General features: G+C 42.8%; 22 protein-coding genes and 1 riboswitch. Of the genes, 2 read left to right on the top strand and 20 right to left on the bottom strand.

Annotated features, from left to right (window positions below; translation table 11 throughout):
* Positions 1–78 precede the first annotated feature (78 nt).
* The 8 genes from ASG93_RS02930 to ASG93_RS02895 all read right to left on the bottom strand — a co-directional run bounded on the left by ASG93_RS02930 (position 79) and on the right by ASG93_RS02895 (position 7,358).
* Entirely contained in the window at positions 79–843 is a 765-nt protein-coding gene (locus tag ASG93_RS02930; protein WP_056828639.1) for a glycerophosphodiester phosphodiesterase, read from the bottom strand.
* Positions 844–861: 18 nt separating this feature from the next.
* Positions 862–1,854, bottom strand: coding sequence for a CehA/McbA family metallohydrolase (locus ASG93_RS02925; RefSeq protein ID WP_056828637.1), 993 nt, complete (start codon positions 1,852–1,854; stop codon positions 862–864).
* A gap of 4 nt (positions 1,855–1,858) precedes the next feature.
* Complete coding sequence (locus ASG93_RS02920) at positions 1,859–2,323, bottom strand: hypothetical protein (RefSeq protein ID WP_056828635.1); 465 nt, start codon at positions 2,321–2,323, stop codon at positions 1,859–1,861.
* Positions 2,320–3,165, bottom strand: coding sequence for an ABC transporter permease (locus tag ASG93_RS02915; protein ID WP_056828633.1), 846 nt, complete (start codon positions 3,163–3,165; stop codon positions 2,320–2,322). Before ASG93_RS02915 ends, ASG93_RS02920 begins: the two co-directional genes overlap by 4 nt.
* Complete coding sequence (locus ASG93_RS02910; RefSeq protein WP_056828631.1) at positions 3,162–4,343, bottom strand: extracellular solute-binding protein; 1,182 nt, start codon at positions 4,341–4,343, stop codon at positions 3,162–3,164. The genes ASG93_RS02915 and ASG93_RS02910 overlap by 4 nt, the downstream gene beginning before the upstream one ends.
* 25 nt (positions 4,344–4,368) lie before the next feature.
* On the bottom strand, positions 4,369–5,400 hold the full coding sequence (locus tag ASG93_RS02905; RefSeq protein WP_056828630.1) for an ABC transporter ATP-binding protein: 1,032 nt from the start codon (positions 5,398–5,400) through the stop codon (positions 4,369–4,371).
* Positions 5,401–5,496: 96 nt separating this feature from the next.
* The gene (locus ASG93_RS02900; protein ID WP_056828627.1) at positions 5,497–6,321 is read right to left on the bottom strand and encodes an ABC transporter permease; all 825 of its coding nucleotides are present in this window, start codon (positions 6,319–6,321) and stop codon (positions 5,497–5,499) included.
* A gap of 29 nt (positions 6,322–6,350) precedes the next feature.
* Positions 6,351–7,358, bottom strand: a complete 1,008-nt coding sequence (locus ASG93_RS02895; RefSeq protein WP_056828625.1) for a LacI family DNA-binding transcriptional regulator — start codon at positions 7,356–7,358, stop codon at positions 6,351–6,353.
* Positions 7,359–7,658: 300 nt separating this feature from the next.
* Here ASG93_RS02895 and ASG93_RS02890 point away from each other — a divergent pair, with 300 nt between their 5' ends.
* Positions 7,659–8,294 (top strand): FMN-dependent NADH-azoreductase, encoded by a 636-nt coding sequence (locus tag ASG93_RS02890; RefSeq protein WP_056828624.1) that lies wholly within the window; start codon positions 7,659–7,661, stop codon positions 8,292–8,294.
* Between the two features lie 375 nt (positions 8,295–8,669).
* On the opposite strand, the gene ASG93_RS02885 is transcribed toward ASG93_RS02890, so the two are convergent.
* The 4 genes from ASG93_RS02885 to ASG93_RS02870 all read right to left on the bottom strand — a co-directional run bounded on the left by ASG93_RS02885 (position 8,670) and on the right by ASG93_RS02870 (position 11,820).
* Entirely contained in the window at positions 8,670–9,632 is a 963-nt protein-coding gene (locus ASG93_RS02885) for a DMT family transporter (RefSeq protein ID WP_056828622.1), read from the bottom strand.
* Between the two features lie 161 nt (positions 9,633–9,793).
* Positions 9,794–9,939, bottom strand: a riboswitch (FMN riboswitch).
* Between the two features lie 118 nt (positions 9,940–10,057).
* The gene (locus tag ASG93_RS35820) at positions 10,058–10,609 is read right to left on the bottom strand and encodes a hypothetical protein (RefSeq protein WP_056828620.1); all 552 of its coding nucleotides are present in this window, start codon (positions 10,607–10,609) and stop codon (positions 10,058–10,060) included.
* A 181-nt stretch (positions 10,610–10,790) separates the two neighbouring features.
* The gene (locus tag ASG93_RS02875) at positions 10,791–11,150 is read right to left on the bottom strand and encodes a hypothetical protein (protein ID WP_321166665.1); all 360 of its coding nucleotides are present in this window, start codon (positions 11,148–11,150) and stop codon (positions 10,791–10,793) included.
* Between the two features lie 88 nt (positions 11,151–11,238).
* Positions 11,239–11,820, bottom strand: a complete 582-nt coding sequence (locus ASG93_RS02870; protein WP_063891744.1) for a CBO0543 family protein — start codon at positions 11,818–11,820, stop codon at positions 11,239–11,241.
* Positions 11,821–11,981: 161 nt separating this feature from the next.
* Here ASG93_RS02870 and ASG93_RS02865 point away from each other — a divergent pair, with 161 nt between their 5' ends.
* Positions 11,982–13,298 (top strand): MFS transporter, encoded by a 1,317-nt coding sequence (locus ASG93_RS02865; protein WP_056828616.1) that lies wholly within the window; start codon positions 11,982–11,984, stop codon positions 13,296–13,298.
* On the opposite strand, the gene ASG93_RS02860 is transcribed toward ASG93_RS02865, so the two are convergent.
* The 8 genes from ASG93_RS02860 to ASG93_RS02830 all read right to left on the bottom strand — a co-directional run bounded on the left by ASG93_RS02860 (position 13,276) and on the right by ASG93_RS02830 (position 19,137).
* Positions 13,276–13,683 carry an alpha-amylase family glycosyl hydrolase gene (locus ASG93_RS02860; protein ID WP_056828614.1) on the bottom strand — a complete coding sequence of 136 codons (408 nt, stop codon included), beginning with the start codon at positions 13,681–13,683 and terminating at the stop codon, positions 13,276–13,278. The two genes, ASG93_RS02865 and ASG93_RS02860, sit on opposite strands and share 23 nt — an antisense overlap.
* Positions 13,684–13,692: 9 nt before the next feature.
* Positions 13,693–13,836 (bottom strand): hypothetical protein, encoded by a 144-nt coding sequence (locus ASG93_RS36135; protein ID WP_235550707.1) that lies wholly within the window; start codon positions 13,834–13,836, stop codon positions 13,693–13,695.
* A 741-nt stretch (positions 13,837–14,577) separates the two neighbouring features.
* Complete coding sequence (locus tag ASG93_RS02855) at positions 14,578–14,841, bottom strand: hypothetical protein (RefSeq protein WP_056828612.1); 264 nt, start codon at positions 14,839–14,841, stop codon at positions 14,578–14,580.
* A 50-nt stretch (positions 14,842–14,891) separates the two neighbouring features.
* A complete protein-coding gene (locus ASG93_RS02850; protein ID WP_056828610.1) occupies positions 14,892–15,089 on the bottom strand; it encodes a hypothetical protein in 198 nt (65 codons plus the stop codon).
* Positions 15,090–15,533: 444 nt separating this feature from the next.
* A complete protein-coding gene (locus ASG93_RS02845; RefSeq protein ID WP_056828608.1) occupies positions 15,534–16,286 on the bottom strand; it encodes an amino acid ABC transporter ATP-binding protein in 753 nt (250 codons plus the stop codon).
* A 10-nt stretch (positions 16,287–16,296) separates the two neighbouring features.
* Positions 16,297–16,965: an amino acid ABC transporter permease gene (locus ASG93_RS02840; RefSeq protein ID WP_056828606.1), complete on the bottom strand. Its 669-nt coding sequence runs from the start codon at positions 16,963–16,965 to the stop codon at positions 16,297–16,299.
* Positions 16,966–16,976: 11 nt separating this feature from the next.
* Complete coding sequence (locus ASG93_RS02835; RefSeq protein ID WP_056828604.1) at positions 16,977–17,834, bottom strand: amino acid ABC transporter substrate-binding protein; 858 nt, start codon at positions 17,832–17,834, stop codon at positions 16,977–16,979.
* 115 nt (positions 17,835–17,949) lie between these two features.
* Positions 17,950–19,137, bottom strand: a complete 1,188-nt coding sequence (locus ASG93_RS02830; RefSeq protein ID WP_082614666.1) for a benzoate/H(+) symporter BenE family transporter — start codon at positions 19,135–19,137, stop codon at positions 17,950–17,952.
* Positions 19,138–19,233: the final 96 nt, after the last annotated feature.

The following is a 19,233-nucleotide window of genomic DNA, read 5'->3' as shown; positions in this document are numbered from 1 at the left end:
CCATAGAGATTTGAAAATCAGGGGCTTTTGATCGAGAAATTGCACCAGCAAGCTTGAACTCATGGACGTAGATTTCAATCATGAACGCTCACCCAGCATCTTTTGCTTCAATTCCACCAAATCTGTAACATTTCGTGTGGTAATAGAAGCAACACCCAAATCCGCATACTGAATCATTAAATCTTCTTCATTCACAGTCCATACATAAACCGGCAGTCCTAGGGATTTGGTATAATCCATTAGCTCTTGGCTCACGATGCTGTAATGGATGTTGATGCCAAAGCAGGAGGCTGTAAGTGCATCTTCGCAGGTTTTTAACATAGCGTCTTTATACGGAAGTGTTTTAAACAGGTTATGGTCGGTATTCAGCAGTTTGCGCATTTCTGGGTTCAATCGCTCAGCTAGCATCGCACGATCGATCTCACAGCCGGATAAAAAAGCTTGCTCCAACATCCCATATTGCTTTACCAAAGCAGCGACAGGTTCGATACTTTCATCCACTTTCAAATCCAAATTCACGACTTTACCCGAAGCTTTGATAAGCGGCAGCATGTCTTCAAGTCGGCAGATTCGAATCGTTTCACGTTGTTCACCATGAGTGACCGCGTACTGAAGCTCTCTTAATACTTCAAAGGACATTTGCGAAATGGACAATTTCAAGCCATCAACGGTAACCCATTCATCATCATGAGCCAAAACCGGGATGCCGTCCTTCGTCACTCTAATGTCTTCCTCGACCACGTCTGCACCGAGCCTAAGCCCTGTTTGCACGGAATCAAGCGTATGATCAATCGTGTTCATGCTGCCGCAGTGAGCGGTTATGAGCGGAAATCGATTACCCATGCTACCAAACACTCCCTTTCATCGATCCACATATATAGCATTCGAAAAGGCGATCAATGTGCGAACTCCACGAACGTTACCTTTTAACTCAGCCCGAATCCATAGAAGTTCATCGCCAGGAATTTCAATCTCGTAATTCGGCTGATCCATAGTCACGAATTGCTCGCTTAGAACACCGGTATTCCCTATCAAGTTTAGCGTATAATGGGGTTCCTGAAAATCCCAAATCTCTTTGCGCAGATGATAATCTATGTTTACATGGACCTTATAACTGTGGCTGCGATCCTGCCTAGGAACGACGTCACCGACACCATAGGCCGCAGTATCTGTCCAAATTTCTAGCGTTACCAAGGGTCCCATGGTTACCGAAGCTTTACCAGCCGCGAGTGCACGCACCGCCCGGTTCGTCACAGTCTCTTCCCCGTCATCGATGTCGAGATACGTCACCGATACAGGTTCATCCGTTTGCTCTTGGGCATGCCAATCTCGCCCTGACGTGGCCGCAATCCGGTAGCCTTCATTCAGCTTGTCAGTCCATAATCGGTAGGCACGGTCATTGTCCGTTTTAATCGAAGGGAACGTGCCCGACCAAACCTCGATATAGTCAATATCGTTCCAATCCTCGATGTTGAATTCCCAGAAGCAGCCTGTACAAATTGGACTTCCTATGCGATAAGGATGTGCCATACCGACAATCCCCCCGCTCCTATGAACATCGGCAATCCCTTTATGGATATCATCTGGGCCCGCCGGACGCCAATCAACAAAATGGGTCAGACCAATCGTAACCATATGCCCATAAAAGGTCGTCCATTCCATCCCGGAAATAATCGAAACTCCGGTTTCATGCTCCACGGCATCTTTATCATGTAAACCCGTCATGGTATTGTGGTCGGTCAAAGCAATGCAATCGAAACCAAGCGCTTTGGCGCCACTCGCCAGCTCCATGAGCGTTTGTCTTCCATCGCTGTGGAAAGTATGACTGTGTAATTCGCAAGCAATCCAGGTCATGCCGCTATTCCTCCACTCGATGAATTTGCAATGCGTAACGGCAGCTTTCTGTAACAATCGCATGCAAACTTAACGTAACGTGCCACATGCCTGCTAGCATTTTACCGCTAACAAAACCTGGTGAAGCTTCCAATTCACTAATAACCAAAAGCTGATCAGGATCATGCCGATGCCCCGCACCGCGGTGCCGTTCGGGGTCGTCGACGGATACGGTTATTAAGTTTTTCAGCGGCAGGAAGGATTCCCATTTCGCTTGAATTCGCTCCCGCTGATTGGGTTCCGTATACTTGTCTATACTCTCAAAAATCATCGTTTTCGATTGTTCCTGATCATCTAGATTTTTGGGTTCATAAGCAAAATGGATCCTTAGCTTACCACCCTGAGCTCCTAAGTGAAACCGATACGATATATGGGTTTTGGAGGAATTGGGATGTACAATTCCTTGTACATCCAGAATAAGTTGATTCATCGTGACCTCGCGCTCTCTTCCGTGATCATACTGCGGATATAAAAGTATCCCATTACTGAACATAGCAGGAACGTAAAGAAAGCGATAGCCGCAGCTAGTTGTTTTTCTTGGAAAACACCGAAAACTTGTTCCATGGATACCCCTAGCATTTGTGGAGCATTGGGTCCAATCAGAAATGGTGCCGTAAACGAACCGATCACGCCCATGAACACAAAAGTAATGGCAACGAGCAAAGTCTTATAAGTAAGCGGCAAAATGAAGCGGACGAAGATTTGCAATCTGCGTGCCCCAACATCCTTCGCACTTTCAATGACAGAATTGGGAACAGCGGATAAAGCCGACCCAAGCAGCATCGTTGTAAATGGAATGTTAAACCACAAATTAGCGATAATAATCCCCTTCATATCAAAAATAATACGGGGCATCTCCCCTCCGTTGATCAGAAGTAACATGCGGGATACCCAACCGTGGTTGCCAAGCAGTTGAATTAAACCGTACGTTGCGATAACGGATGGGATAAAGATTGGTATCATATACATGTTGCGAATCCATTTCACCATCGAACCGTTATTGAACCTCATATAAGCCGCTAGGGCGTAGCTGATAATTAGTACGAGAATGACCGAAACAATCGTTACTTCCAGTGTAAAAATAATGTTGGAGCGCATCAGCTTATCGGTAAATAAATACGTATAATTGGACAAATCGTAACCGCCAGACTTATTGGTCAAGCTTTCTTTGAAGGAAATGATGATCGGAATGACGACAGTGACAAAGAGCAATAAAAAAGAGGGGATGACCAGAAGCAATCCCAGTATCCCCATTTTCATTTGTTTACTCATTGGGCAGCAACTTCACTTTGCCAGCGTTTGGTCATATCTTTGTCCAGTTCGCCGATATTGAAGGAGCGGAATCCTTCGGATGCACCTTTGAATGAGTCTTGAATTTCTTTGGACATATTGGAAAGCTTGATCCCTGGGAAACCATGCATTTTGTCTACAACCACGGCTTGTGCCTCAGAAGAAAGAACGAAGTTCAAGAATTTGTATACGGCATCCTTCTTTTCAGATAGCTTAGGTACCATTAAGTAGGTTGGTCCGCCGTTAAATCCAGGCTTGATTTGCGCCATTTTTGTTGTTTTTGGAAGCTGACCTTTCGCCAATTGCTCAAGAACCATATCTGACCATGCCGGTATCATATCCACTTCACCACTTGTCAATAAATCTAAAGTACCTTGGTTTTTCTTTGGATATATTCCTTTGCCGTAAACGGATTTCCCCAGATCCTTGAGCAGCGCAAAGCCTTGATCCCACCCTTTTTCAACACTTGGATCGGAATTATGGATAGCTTCTTCTGGCAGGAATTTATACAGCGTTGTCGCTACAAAAGAATTTCCGGAACCCCCTGTGGATGGATCATTGTAAGCGAATTTGGCTGGATTTTTCTTAATCCAATCATACAGATCATCCAAATTAGTTGGAGGTGTCTTTACTTTATCACTGTTATATGCCAATACGACCGCAGAGGAACGATAAGGAATAGCGAGATTGGAGATATCTTTTAACGTTTTCTCATCGACATTTGCCAAGTTTTTAATTTTGTCACCTGGCAAAGTGTCCCATAGGCCATCTTTTTGCCCGCGAGTTACATAAGACAAGCCATCTTCATATAAATCGATATCGCCTGAGCCTTTGTTAGCTTGCTTGGCAGCCGTAATACGGTCATAGGTTGGTTGTGCACCTGTTCCCGAAGGAATGTAAACGGGTTTCACTTTAACATCCGCATTTTGTTTCTCGAACATAGGAATCAGCGTATCCCATAGATCTTTTACATTTTGTGAGCCGGTAAAATAGAAGTTAAACTCGACAGGCTGTTGTTTAGTACCAGCTGTTTCCTTGGCCGGACTGGAGCTTTGAGCTGCGGAACCTGCATTTGTTGAAGAACTGCCGCACCCGGATACAAAAACAGCGGTAGCGGTCATTAATGTCACTAACATAACAGCGGATATCTTGCGAAACATAGATAATTCCTCCTTGGATATGGGTCTAATTTTCTGGATAGGCTAAAACTTTGGCAAAGTTTACTTTTACTTGTTGCCCTGTATAAAAATCCTTGACGAAATCCCGTGGTTGAAACGCCCGGATTGTACCGTACTCTGGCAAATCGATGGACACTTCGGCATAATGCCCAAGTACCATAACCTGTTTGATCACTCCGGAAAGGCCTTGTCCCTCTTCCCCTTCTATCATCACGTCTTCAGGTCGAACAGCCACATTTACTTGCCCGGACAGTTTTTTTGTATTTGGAAAACTTAGATGCCCTACGGTCAACCCGCCGGCTGTGATCACCCCTTTCAAAAAGTTCATTTTACCGATAAATTGGGAAACAAAAAGCGAACTCGGTTCATCGTAAATTTCTTGTGGAGTAGCAATTTGCTCAATATTGCCTTGGTTCATAACGACAATGCGATCTGAAATCGATAGCGCTTCTTCTTGATCATGAGTGACAAATACCATAGTAAGACCTGTCTTAGATTGAATTTCTCGCAGCTCTTCTCTCATTTCATGACGAAGCTTCGCATCGAGTGCAGAAAAGGGTTCATCCAGCAAAAGAACGGCAGGCTTAAGGAGCAGGGATCTCGCAACCGCTATCCGCTGCTGCTGACCGCCTGAAAGTTGACCTGGATATTTAAGCTCTGCTCCAGGCAAGCGAACCAGCTGAAGCACTTCGTTAACAGCCTTATCGATATCAGCCTTTTTCATCTTGCGTATTTTGAGACCGAATGCCAGGTTGTCAAAAACCGTCATATGCGGCCATAGATTGTAACCTTGAAACACCATGGAAGTCGGACGTTTTTCCGGAGGTGCTTTTAGCACGCTTTTACCCTCAATGAGAATGTCGCCTGAATCGGGGTCGAGAAATCCTCCGATGCTGCGAAGCACCGTTGTTTTACCGCACCCTGAAGGGCCCAGCAGTGTAATTAACTCGCCTTTGCGAACATCCAGGGAGATTCCAGTTACGCCTTCTCCTGTTTTATAACGCTTCGTCAATTGTTGAACGGAAAGCTGAATTTCCATAAGTGCCCCCTAAAAGTTTTGTTGGGCGTTGCTTCTAAGCGATACTTCGAAACAAAACTCGCATCGGAACCATACGCTTTGCTAACTAGTCTATCGTCATTTGAGTTGGAAGCCACTGGACATAATATCTGCACTTACAAATCGCTGCGCTGCCAGCAGGAGGATGATCGTAGGCGCCGTCAGAATAATAGAAAATACAGCGCCAGCGTAGGCTGGATAATCACTGATGATCGAGTACATGACGATCGGCATCGTTTTATAATTGGGGATGCCCACCAGGAAGGTGCCCTGAGCCTCATCAAGCGAGTTAAGGAAAGTAAAGATCGAAGCCACGATAATACCTGGCATCGCCATCGGCAGCGTAATACTGCGGAAAACACGGAACGGGCTCGCCCCCACATCCCTCGCGGATTCCTCCTGAGCTGTATGCACATTGCGGAAAGCAGCCGTTGGAATCCAGGTCATGAACATGAGCACATTGATCATATGGATCAAAACAACGCCTATCAAAGTGTTCATCAGTCCGAGTTTGTAAAAGAGTACAGCGATCGAAACATAAAGTCCCATTTTCGGAAAAGCATGTGTCAGTAGAAATGAGAACAAAAAGAATCGACTAAGTGGAAAACGTATGCGGGCAAACGCATAGGCTGCTGGGATACAAAGCACAATAGATAGTGCAGTCACGATGGATGCGATCATAAATGACAAGCCGATCGATTTCGCAATATCCTCCTGCTGGAACACAAATGTCCACCATTTCAATGACCATTCGTGCGGCAAGACATCCGGGTAAGCCCATTTGCCTGTAAAAGCCAGTATAGCCAGGTTGAGCAGTGGGCCTAAGAAAAAGATAACGAACACAACAAGTATGATAAATTCCATGATTTTCCGTGGGCCTATCGCTTTTAAATACCAACGCATACGGACTAACCACTCCTTTTCGAGAGAATTTACTCAGTTGATTGCCGGACAATCAATCTGGGTACAAGCTGCTTGGGATTCTCAATGTTCGCTTCCTGGCGGATAAGCTTGTCTAACAAGCTAAAGGCCTGGGTTCCCATCTCCTCTGTATTCACCCTGATGGTTGTTAACGAGGGTGAGAACATAGCGGCAAAATCAATATCATCAAAGCCTACAACCGCCACCTGTTCAGGAATGCGTATCGATTGTTCCAACATAAACTTCATGGCACCCAGCGCTATCATATCGTTGGTGGCAAATAGCGCTGTAAACCCGCCTGCACGAAACTGCTCCCAATGGCTGCGCATTAACTCATACCCTTCTCCGAAGGTGGAAGTCGATGCCTGCAAGATCGATGATGTTGGGATCGGTGCCCCCATTCCTGCCATGTAATTCTTAAAACCTTTAAGCCTCAAATTGTGGCTGCGATGCGTCTGCGGCCCTGCGATCACGAAAATCTGACGATGTCCTACATCTGTTAGGTACTCGGCGACCATCCGCCCGCCTTCCTCGTCTTGATTGACAATATGCATGACCCCGTCGACATCCGTGGAACCATTGACCATCACGTAGGGAACTCCGAAGTTAGCGATGTAATCAATGACGTTCTGCTGCAAGCGGCTGATCAGGATCAGTCCATCCACCCTTTTTTCCATCATGAAATCAGCAGACCGCAGTGACATTTCATGATCCGTCGTAACGAAAACGGAATAATTTAAGCTTGCAGCTGTCATTAAAATGGCATCAAGAATCTTGCCATAAAACGGATGCGACGCAATAGGATGGTGCCGGCGATAAATCAGGACGCCAATGTTATGCGTTCTCTGTGAAACCATAGCCCTCGCCACTGCGTTGGGCTTATATTGCAATTCTTCAATCAGCTGGAGCACCTTATCGCGTACCTCCAAGCTGGTATAGCCCTTGCCAGAAATCACTCGCGATACGGTTGATTTGGATACACCGGCACGCAGGGCAATTTCCTTAATCGTAAGCTCCATGCTGCAACCTCATTTCTTCATGTGAGACCGTTCCCACATATTTAAAATAACGCTGAACTATTTGTCGCGTGTTAACCACAAGATAACAATTTGTAAATCTTCAAAAGTATCAAACACCTTGATTACTTTCTTATGCTGCTTTTCATAAAAAAAGACCGCCTCTTTGCGAGCTAAACATGCTCCTTGAGCGATCCTTTTTTGAACATATTATAAGTTACTAATTTATTGTTTGAAATTTACGCAAAATAAGTTATAATAACAACTGTAATTATTATAAGTATAGAAGGGAAGTTATTAATTATGGCAACAGTACTTTATATCACTGCTCACCCGCACGATCACCAAACATCTTTCAGCCTAGCGGTAGGTAAAGAATTTGTCGAGGCGTACCGTGAAGCGAATCCATCAGATGAGGTTATTTCTGTGGATCTGTTCAAAGAAGATATTCCTCAAATTGATGCTGATGTATTCAGCGGTTGGGGAAAACTTCAATCAGGAACAGCTTTTGACCAGTTGTCTGATGCAGAAAAAGCAAAAGTAGCACGTTTAGGTGCTCTCGTTGACCAATTCGTAGCTGCAGATAAATATGTTTTCGTTTCTCCAATGTGGAACTTCTCATTCCCTCCAGTATTGAAAGCTTACATTGATGCAGTTTCCGTAGCAGGTAAAACTTTCAAATATACAGAAAGTGGTCCAGTTGGTTTGTTGACAAACAAAAAAGGACTACACATTCAAGCGAGCGGCGGCATTTATTCCGAAGGCCCTGCTGCAGCATTTGAAAGTGGCTTCAGCTACCTGAAAAAAGTCTCACAATTCTACGGTATCCCGTCCTTCGAAGGCATTTTTGTTGAAGGCATGGCTGTAGCGCCGGATCAAGCGCAATCCATTAAAGAAAAAGCAATTGCAAAAGCAAAAGATCTTGCAACTCGTTTCTAAGAAAAAAGAAAGGGTTGTCGTGTCCCATAAGGGTAAATATTCACTTAGGGGCACAGAAAACAAAAAAAATGAGATGGCAAGGGTTCCTTGCCATCTCATTTTTTGTTTTCTATCGATTGCCAAGCAAATGTCGACTGACCTCATGTTCGCGGAACGTCGATTCGTTATTTTAGGAAATTTATACTAAAAATCAAGTATGAGGAACATGAGGGCGCTATTTAATCAAAATGAACGATCGGGAGGCAGAAACAGCAAAATAGCGCATCGTCGTTCCTCTTCCTCATGTATTTAGGTGTTTTTCATCCAAATAGCGCATCTACGTTCTCTCAGCAAATCTAGTTACTTTAGATGATCGAAATTCTTGTTTGATATGGCTTAAACATTTCTTTTACTGCGGCTCATTAACCATAGGGTTAACCAAATAAATACAAAACCTACTAGTTGCCCTAAGGTCAGCTTTTGACCAAATACGATCCAGTTAATGCATACACCCACAGCTGGGAAAGCTAGCTCAGCTAGCGTTGCAAAGAATGCCTTCGTCGATGACAGCCCCTTATAATAGAGGAGCATGCTGATCAACCCTGGAAAAAAGGCCTGAAACAGCAGGTTGACTGCGATAAGTGTCAGATCACCACTAGAACCGCCTACATGCCAAGTATCACCACTTACCAAAAGAACAACCGTTAGCAGCGGGATCGCCATCAGGAAGCGAAGTGATGTGACAACAGGGAAATCCAAGTTTTTTTGAAGCAGGAACTTTCCCATGACGGTCGATCCACCCCATAAGACAGCCGCCAGAATTGAAAATAAGCAGCTTAGCGTGCCTAAATCCTTCAAGCCCATCCTCGGTGAACCAAAACCAAACGTTAATAGATACGTGCCTAGCAGCGCCATTACGATATAGGCAAAAAATTTGGAAGGCAGTGTCTCTTTAAGCAGTAAACGAGCCAATACAATGGCGAATAAGGGCTGCAGCTTCTGCAAAAGCAGCACGGAGTTTGCACTCCCGTGAGCGAAAGCTGAAGTGAAGAGTATGGTGGCTATGGCAGACCCACCCCAAGAAATAAATAAAAGAGCGCCTATAACTGCTAGTGATATTTTGCCGGCTAAGGACTTACGGAACTTGATCAGCACCGGAAGCGCATAGCAGGCCAGCAGCAAATGCTCAATGAACACAATTTGAGAAGAGGTGAAACTCTTCAACAATAATATTCGAAAAAGAGGGTCCAACCCCCAAAGGGTAGCTCCGAGTGCTACATACCAGATCCCATTGATACCCCTGCTGCTTGATGAATACAAACTTGCGCGCTTACTGCCTAGCTTAAATACATTTTCCAATTCAAAAACCTCCCAATAGGAGAGACTTTGAGAGATTAGCTCAAAGATCCCTAGATGATGTTTTGAATTGAACCCTCTAAAGAGACAATATACCCCTGTTGACAAGCAACAGGGGCATTGACAAACAGACCTATTAAAAATTGAATTTTTAACAAGTTGTCCTTCACCTTCTCTCATCCGGACTATACCGTCGGCCTTGGAGTTTCACCAAGTCAGTCCCAGTCTATACAGGCTAGGAGTCGCGGGCTTCAGATACTTACGTATCCTCACCGCCGGTAGGGAATTACACCCTGCCCCGAAGGTTCAAATCTTATTTTCGTTTGTTTATTTGGTTCAAAATAAACGCATAACGTTGAAAGTGATGTTAACACCGATCAATAAAAAAAGCAAGGATTTTCATCTTTGCTTGTCTCTTCCTATATGTTTCACTCTGATATATACCAACTTCTTCTCGCGGTGATTTCACGTTGTGCTTTTAATAGAATCCGTAAGGCCCGATCAATTTCTTCCTCTGCCCTTCTCAGTTTGTCAGCCGTGACATTGCGCTTTGAGGCTCCGAGTGCATCTATCGCTTCATTAATTTTGTCACTAATTTCTTCTCTTGAGACTCTCGTCATACCATTTCTCCCCTCCCTTGCACTCGGGCTTCTCATATATCTATTATTCACAATTTCTGTTTCCTGCATTTCAAATAAATTTCTTGGAAATTCATTCCTCACTATTTCTTTTTTCATTGTTTCTTTAATAACTTTTTCTTGCTTCGCTGGTTCTTTCTTCACTGGTTCTTTCTTCGCTAGTTCTTTCTTCACTGGCGCCTTCTTCACTGCTTCTTGCTTCGTTGGTGCTTTCTTCACTGCTTCTTGCTTCGCTGGTGCTTTCTTCACTGCTTCTTGCTTCGCTGGTGCTTTCTTCACTGCTTCTTGCTTCGCTGGTGCTTTCTTCGCTGGTTCTTTGTTCACTACTACTTTTTTCGGCATTACTTTTCACCCCCCAATCACCCCGCACTTTATCTTATGCTTACGAGAGATATGACGATTGGGTATATATGGACTCACATGATATATAATCCTATTAGTCAAAAAACCATAGACGAACACACAAGTAATAGATACAAAAAAAGGATCTCCATCTGTCTTATATATCCGACAGGGATACCCTTTATAATATCGAGTGGCGTCGTTTTAAAAAAAGAAACATAATAATGCCTATCGCAATGCCAACGAATGAAAACAGCATAGGCAGCCATACTGGACCCATGAGAATACCGAAAGGCTGAAGCTCATCCGAATAGATGATGCCTACTGTCCCCAGAAAAGCTCCTGATACAAAAGGCATATACGCATACTCTGCCGTATCTCCCCCGTCTTTATAAGCATCCCAAATTCCAAACATGTAGAGACAAGGGTAAAACATGAGCCAATGATAATCGGTTTGCTGGATGGCCTCTTGAATGTTTCCTTTAAAACTGTCGATAATAATTTGATTGAGATCTGACATGTAATTCACGATAAATTCCATTAGAATTAACATAATTCCTTTGATATATTTCCCATTTAAAAACTGACCAAACCCAGGGAGTGCGATAGCCCATAATAATTTCTCAATTTTATTGGATTTGTGCATAGTTGTCATTTGGCAGTCGGTAATTTGCTGAACTTGCTATGAACTCAGGTGAAGGCATCTTGCTATGGGGTCGTTCCTCTACGAAATTTCTTTCTCTTACATTTATCTCAGGCGTAATCCTTTTTAATAAACCAACAAACCCTCTTATCGTAAACAAAGTAAAGTTAAGGGATGCAAATGTATGCAAAACAGACCAGGATTTCCATCTAAACAAATCCGTTTTCCTCTCTAAAAACCATTGAAGCAAAGTCATTGGTACACTAAAGAATAGACTTCTCGTGATGAGTTCACGAGGTTTGCTTTGATAAGAGTATCTTATCCAAATTACACTTAACAGCGGATAAAATAAAAAATCGTACAAAATATTGGTATCAAATACTTTGGACAAAGGACGAACGGGGTACGATATATGTCCTTTTTTAATAAAGAAGGAATCTATCGAACTCGATAAAACGCACTTCGTGAAGAATACGGTTAAATACATGAGCAGATTATTACGTTTCAAAATGAATGGAGCAGCAGCTAATGATGAGGCAAATAAAATTCGTAATAATATCTTTTCCAACCCGTTTTCCCCCTTTAATTGCTTTCTTCCTTTACCTGTAGTGTGGATAAAAAACACACTATTATTCATGAAAGGAATAGCCAGCTCTTTTTATGTAGGAGTGACATTTGTATAATAGGGGATAGATAACACACATCTCTAGTTAGACAGGATGGGAATGGATGAACGATAAAATTGTTATGCCAGTATGGACGATTGGCTTGTTCATCGTTGTCATGAATACGACGATGTTCAATGTTTCTATCCCTAGTATTATTCAAGATCTTGGCATCACGGCAGATCTCGGATCTTGGGTGATCTCGAGTTACTCCATCGGATATGCCTTATCGACAGTTATTTATAGCAGACTCTCAGATGTCTTACCGATTCGTAAACTGCTGATCGCGGGGCTCTTGGTGCTGGGTTTTTCATCGATTTTCGGATTATTTGCCCGGGAATTCCATGCTTTGCTTATGGCTCGTATTCTTCAGTCAGCAGGCGCAGGGGTGATGGCAGGCCTTGGTTTGGTTCTGGCAAGTCGATATATTCCAATTGAAAGACGAGGGTCAGCCATCGCCATGATTTCTGCAGGAAGTGCTATGGCTTTCGGGCTCGGTCCGATCGTTGGCGGCTTAATCAGTGAATATTTTGGCTGGAACGAATTGTTCGCAATTACTTGTCTGGTTCTGGTTATTCTTCCTATTCTAGTGCATCTGCTTCCCAAAGAAAATGCGGCAGCCTTTCGGTTCGATATTCTGGGTGCTTTCTTAACAATCGTAAATGCAACTACGCTGCTGTTAGCTGTGACGCAAGTTTCTGCCGCCTGGCTTGCTGCCAGTTGTCTTTCATTGCTCGTACATACTTGGCACTTGAAACGAGCAAACAATACGTTCATTAACCCTGAACTATTGAGAAATCCAACTTATCTTAAACTGGTTACGATCGGGTTTTGCATCTTGGTGTTGAACCTTGGTAATTTATTTTTAATGCCGTTGGTGTTAGCCAAGGTGTTCGATCAATCGGCTATGATGATTGGCTTAACCATTGCGCCAGGGGCCATTTTGTCGGCCTTCTTAACACGATTTGTCGGACGCTGGATAGATCGAAACGGGAATCTACGTTTTATGTTTATCGGGCATTGTATGTTATCTTTGGTGATGATTGCTTTTTATACGACTCTTGGCGCTTCTCCACTTGTTATTCTTCTTGGATATCTTTGTTTTTCGCCTGCTTTTTCAGCAACGATAGCATCATTGAACAACGAGACCTCACGTATTCTTCCAAAATCATTAATAGGTTCTGGCATGGGACTTATGCAGCTTATCCAATTTTTTGGAGGCTCAATTTCAGTTGCGATTTGTGGAATCCTACTCGAAATTCAAAAGAATACGCCAATTCCTTATTCCTTCAAATACGTTTATGGCCTTTTATTTTTGGTAGGTCTGGGTTCCCTAGGCATGTTGCTGTGGTACAAGCTTACTGTATCAAAACAAACTTGATAAATCTTTTTCTATTTGGACAATCTATATATGATTGTTTCATAATGATAAAACCAATTCTTCCGAATTGCGAATGAACGTTAGTTCGCCCTTCCAAAATGCTGGATGGTTCGTAAAGCATTTCTTGGAAAGCTGTACTTATAAGAGTTATAAAACTATAAAATCGTTCTGCGTAGGGGTCGCCATATTTACCTAATCTTCCTTCATGTCCAACTTCGTTGAAAGGCATCAGCCAAAGTGTATTTATTCCCAAATTTTTGAAATAATCGATTTTGTCTGTTAGCCCATTAAAACCATCATCGGTAAACGCCCTGATATGAAGCTCATAAATCACTGATTTTTCAATCCATTCGGGACTTGGGATAGCCGTAAAATTTTCATACATATATCCAGGTTATTCTTTGGAAATTTCAAGGGTTCTGATCCATACTTCTCCTTGCTCAGTTACCGTAATAGCCGAGTTATGTTGCCCATCCATATCTGTGAAATACGCAAATCTTACGCCATTTGGCCCTTTTATCGGAAAGTTAGCTAACATTGAAAGAGGCTCCTTCGTATTAATCTCTTCTCTTATTGTAGCTGTAGAGAAAAAGGCTGCCCATATCCGAGTCCGTTAAAAAAACTGCTAGGGAAGATTACCCTGAAGGTCCTTATGCATGCAAACCCATACATTTTGAGCACGGAGAGGAATGGATGTGGGGTTCCAACCGCTGTTGAAGTCGTGTTTTGTTAATTTATTATGCGGTATAAACACGACTTCAAAGGCGGCCCACCGCAAAGCGCCTTTCCACCCTCACACCCCCCTCTTCTGTTCTACAAGATGGCTCCATTATTCGGTATTCGCCGGGGGCATCTACTTCGATAGAATGAGTTCAAAGTGCCCAAAATAAGCTTTAACCACAGTTAACTTGGCAACTTCGATTTCGATCAACTATCGTGATTACCAATGTTGTAGATTCTGCAACAATTCACATGCCAAAAGGCTATTTTGTTAGTAAAAGTTGTAGTTTGTACAACAATTCGAACCTATTTGTCACAAAATCTCCTGTTTGGAGCTAAAAAACTAGAAAGGGTGTACCACTAGCTCTACCTTGAAACTTTTACTTTCTATTATGTTAAAAAAAGAGGAAGCAAGAAACTTGCCACCTCATTTGCATCAGAAATAACCTCAAAAGATATTCGAACCAGCTCTGTATTCAACATTTCTCCCAAATAAATGATATCATAAGATCCCACTGGAAGATTCAGATCAGTGAATACGAGTCTCCCATCCGGCTGACTAGCCGAATTGGTTCTTATATGCGCTATGATCCTTCAAAATTCGTGTCATTGTTTCAAACTCTTTTTGCTTGCCATTGTTAGTCACATGACCAATATGCATAATGCCCTGACTATCGGGTGAAGCTTCCCTGATATCCCGTAAAGCATGGATGAAATTCAGCGAATGCACGCCTTCTACATTATCTTTAACATGTGTATCTGTAATGACGATGAATTTGACAATCGGCTTTTCGTATTGCTCCTCATTGAAATGCTCCGCCATTTATTTCACGCCTTTGCGTTTTTGGTATTAATCAATCCTTTCGAGTATGACTATCTTTTACTTAGAAAATCACAATTTGCCTTCACGAATTTTTCTCCAGTGGTGCTTACAACTAATTCGTCATCATGAGATTGAATGATAACATTTTCACCTATTTGTTCACCTTGTATAAAGATTGAGATGGGCTGTCGAAATACCCGCATCCTTTCAAAGTCAGAAGCTTCTACCAGTTTACGTTGTTTGGGCATGTTTTTTCTCCTTTTAAGCTTTAACGTGATTATATTATTGCATAAATAAGGATCAATTCCTATGAAAAAGACCTTCTCAAATGTCCTAAAAAGACAAAGGAAAGTCCTGTTTTTTATGATTATTCAGTTGCCCATGATTGCTTGGACGTTTGGATTAGATAAACCCATTTATCGCCAGCCAAAATCCCCTTGTGATAATACCCTTCGAGGTAGCCATTCTCCCCGGCATTCAGCCGTCTTAGCTCAAGTTGAATAGGTGTGAGGAAGTCCTGCAAATAGGCAATCCTAGTATTATTAATTTCTCTCCCCTAAACCTTTTCGGAAATTTCATAGTACTTCCCCCTCTCAATTTAGAGAGCAGCATCTTGAAAAATAAAAATAGACTGCCGAAAGATCCAGCAGCCCTAGTATCGTTCATCCTAGCCTTATGGCAAATAGCTATTATTAGTTGCTTGCCCCGCTAAGTCTAGATAAAAACAATCTTGTTCTATCTTGTTCAGGATGATTAAACAAAGAATCGGGAGTACCCTGCTCAATAATACTGCCATCGTTCATAAAGACAACCGTATCCGCTACTTCCTTAGCGAATTGCATTTCATGCGTAACAATCATCATAGTCATACCTTCCACGGCCAAGTCTTTCATGACTTTAAGCACTTCCCCCACAAGCTCAGGGTCTAAGGCGGAAGTTGGCTCATCAAATAAGAGCACTTCGGGATCTACGGCCAATGCTCGGGCTATACCTACTCGCTGCTGTTGTCCTCCGGAAAGCTGATGCGGATAAGAGCTAGCCTTGTCCTCTAAACCGACCTTCCTAAGCAGTTCGACCGCTTTACTTTTAGCCTCTTGCCTGCTTCTTTTCTTCACAACGACCTGAGCTGCCGTCACATTTTGTAATACCGTTAAATGAGGAAATAAATGATAGGACTGAAAAACCATCCCTGTCTTTTTCCTTAAAGCGAGGATCTCACTCTGTTTTGGCTTATCTTTTTCAGTAAATGTAAGATGAGCGTTCCCTACCTCAATTGTGCCTTTATCAGGAATTTCTAGAGCGTTAATAGAACGAAGCAAGGTAGATTTCCCGGAGCCGGAGGGACCGATGACAACCATCACTTTGCCTCTCTCTAAGGCAATATTGATACCTTTTAACACCTGCTGAGAACCGAAGGCCTTGAATAGATTGTTGATTGTAATCATACATCCACCACTATCTAGCCGTATGAAGGTCAAACTTTTTCTCCAAACGACCTTGAATATTTGAAAGAATTGTACTAAGCACTAGATAAATGAGTGCAGCTTCACAATAAAGCAATAAGGGTTCATAAACGGTAGCCGTAATTTGCTGAGCTTTTTGAAACATTTCCGTCACCGTGACAGTAGCTGCGAGTGAGGTGTCTTTCACCAAGCTTATGAACGAGTTAAAAAGTGATGGAATCGAAATACGAATGGCTTGGGGCAATATGATGACCCGCAGCGCTTGAAGCTTAGTCATTCCGAGCGAATAGGATGCTTCCCATTGTCCCTTTGGTGTCGAGAGCAGAGCTCCACGAATAATCTCAGATCCATAGGCGCCAATACTTAAGGTAAATCCTATAACAGCTGATGGGAAAGCATCCAGTGTAATCCCGATACTTGGCAGTCCATAAAAAATAATAAACAACTGCACCAGCAAAGGCGTGCCCCGAATGATCCACACGTAAAAACGTGCTGCCTGAACAAGAGGTTTAATATCAGAAATACGAATTAATGCGGTTACCAAGGCAAGACAAATCCCCAGTGTAAATGCGATTAAAGTCAAAGGTACTGTAAAAGCAACCCCTGCCTTAAGCAGGGGAAGGAATGAGTCTATGAAGATATGCCATTTTCTATCGTCCATGTTAGATAACCCTACTTCGATACGTCTTGGCCAAAGTATTTTTCGGAAATTTTGAGATAGGTTCCATCTTTCTTCAAATCAGCCAATGCTACATTAACCGCATCAACAAGCTCTTGATTACCCTTGTTTAACAAAACGGCACTTTGCGATGCTTCCTTGGTCTCATCGACGACTTGAATAGCTACATCCGGTTTTTGTTTTTTCAAATCCAGGTAAGACAGCCCATCATTAATGGTGGCATCAATACGTTTGGACAGCAGCAGATCGATGGCTTGATTAAATCCGTCGGTTTGTACAATCTCTGCACCATTGGATTTAGCAATCTCGGTTAAGTTGCTTGTTAATGATTGCCCTGCTTTTTTACCTTTCAAATCAGTTAATTTTTTAATATCTTTATTGTCTTTGTGTACAATCAAAACGGATTTAGACACAATATATGGATCTGAGAAATCGTATTTCACTTTACGGTCTTCTTTAATGGTAACTTCGTTCACAACAATATCAAATCGTTTGGAATCCAGCCCAGCAAACATGCCATCCCATTTGGTTTCGATGAATTCGGCTTGAACACCAATTTTCTTAGCGATTTCTTGAGCAATCTCTACATCGAACCCTGTTAATTTCCCATCCTTGTCATGGAACGTGAAAGGTGCGTAAGTCCCTTCCGTTCCTATACGAATCTTCCCATTTGCTTTGATCGTACCCAACAAGTTTTGAGTTGCTTGTCCGGGTGTTTCTTTCGCCGCTGCTTCTTTGGTTGCTGCCGCAGATGGAGATGGTTTATTAGCCGTTTCTTTTGTTCCGCATGCAGTAAATATAAGAGAGCTCGCTAGAAGCAGCATGCCCGCCGATAGATATTGTTTTTTCATTTGAAGACCTCCATGTTGTTTATTTGAACTTTTGTCATCTTATCACTACTAACTTTATTCAGTCAAGAAATATTCCTACTGTTTCAGTTGGATTAAATTACTGATGCGACGCCCATTAAATCTGCCTTCCCCGTACTGTTCTCTTGTTGAACTTTCCTTCACCGAAAATTTGCGCTGAAATGATCCCTACCAGCAAAGACCATACAGGCGAGGATACCCCAATAAATGAGACGTTGGAAATCGCGATTAGAAAAGTAAACAGCGTCGAATATCGATAAGACGACTCCGAGAACGCAGCTTGCATGCTATTTAACAATACTGCCAGGAGGGCAAATCCTGATAGCATCGTAATAAAAGCGGAAGGGAGCATTTCAATAATCACAATGACTTTCCATGCAAATAAACCGAATAAAGTGACTAGTCCCCCGGAAACTAGTGCCGCACCTATCCGATATTCTTTCGGACCTGCTTCCTTACTGCTGCACAGCGCTGTCATCATCCCACCAATGTTCACGGCATGACCACCAAAAAAACCGGCGATTAGCGTGCCAATCCCTGAAAGTATAAGCGTCTGGTTAACTGGAGGCTGATAATCATTTTTCTTCAAAGCAGCTAAAGCCACGGCAATATCGTTAGTCAAAATCAGAACGGCAAGCGGAATTGCAATCGAGAAGAAACTGTGCATGGTAAAGGAAGGAATAATGATATGGGGTAAAGCAAATTTGGAAGCTTCCGGGACTGCCTGAAAATCATGCCCGATGACAAGCCCCAACACCCCGAAAAGGATCACTCCTAGTAGCTGAGGGATTGATTTCGAAATTTTGGGTGTTATAAAAAAACCTAAAATGGCCATTCCGCCAATCAGAGGTGAATGCTTTAACGCCGGAATGATATTCACCACATATTGAAGAACCAGACCGGCTAGCATTGCATCAATGAAAGGCTTAGGGATAAAATCCAACGCTTTACTGAATAATCCCGTAAAGCCGAATACAGCGATAAGTCCACCCGCCATAATGAAACCGCCTGCCAATTCACTCAAATTAAATTGATCGACAACCGTGCTTAGATAAGCAACAGCCGTGATCGAGTGTGCCCCAGCAAAAGGGATCTTGTATGTCCACGTCAATACCAAATTTAGAATGCCGCCTAAGCAGTAAACACAGAACAACCAGGAAATAAGCTGCGAGCGGCTAAATCCCGCTGTTTCCGCACAATTTATGATCATGATGGCGCCGCTCGTGCAGGCCATCAAAGATGACATAACACCGGTCGATAGGTTTTGTGTATTCAGAGCTGACATATACCTCACCAATCTATCATTTCGTTATTTTCTATGAGAATGTGACTACTCATTTACCTAATAGTAGCTTAGCGTCATGGGCAAGTAACCACCCAA

The organism is Paenibacillus sp. Soil787 (assembly GCF_001429545.1).
Classification (GTDB): Bacteria; Bacillota; Bacilli; order Paenibacillales; family NBRC-103111; genus Paenibacillus_E.
This window is presented reverse-complemented; position numbering and strand designations above follow the sequence as displayed.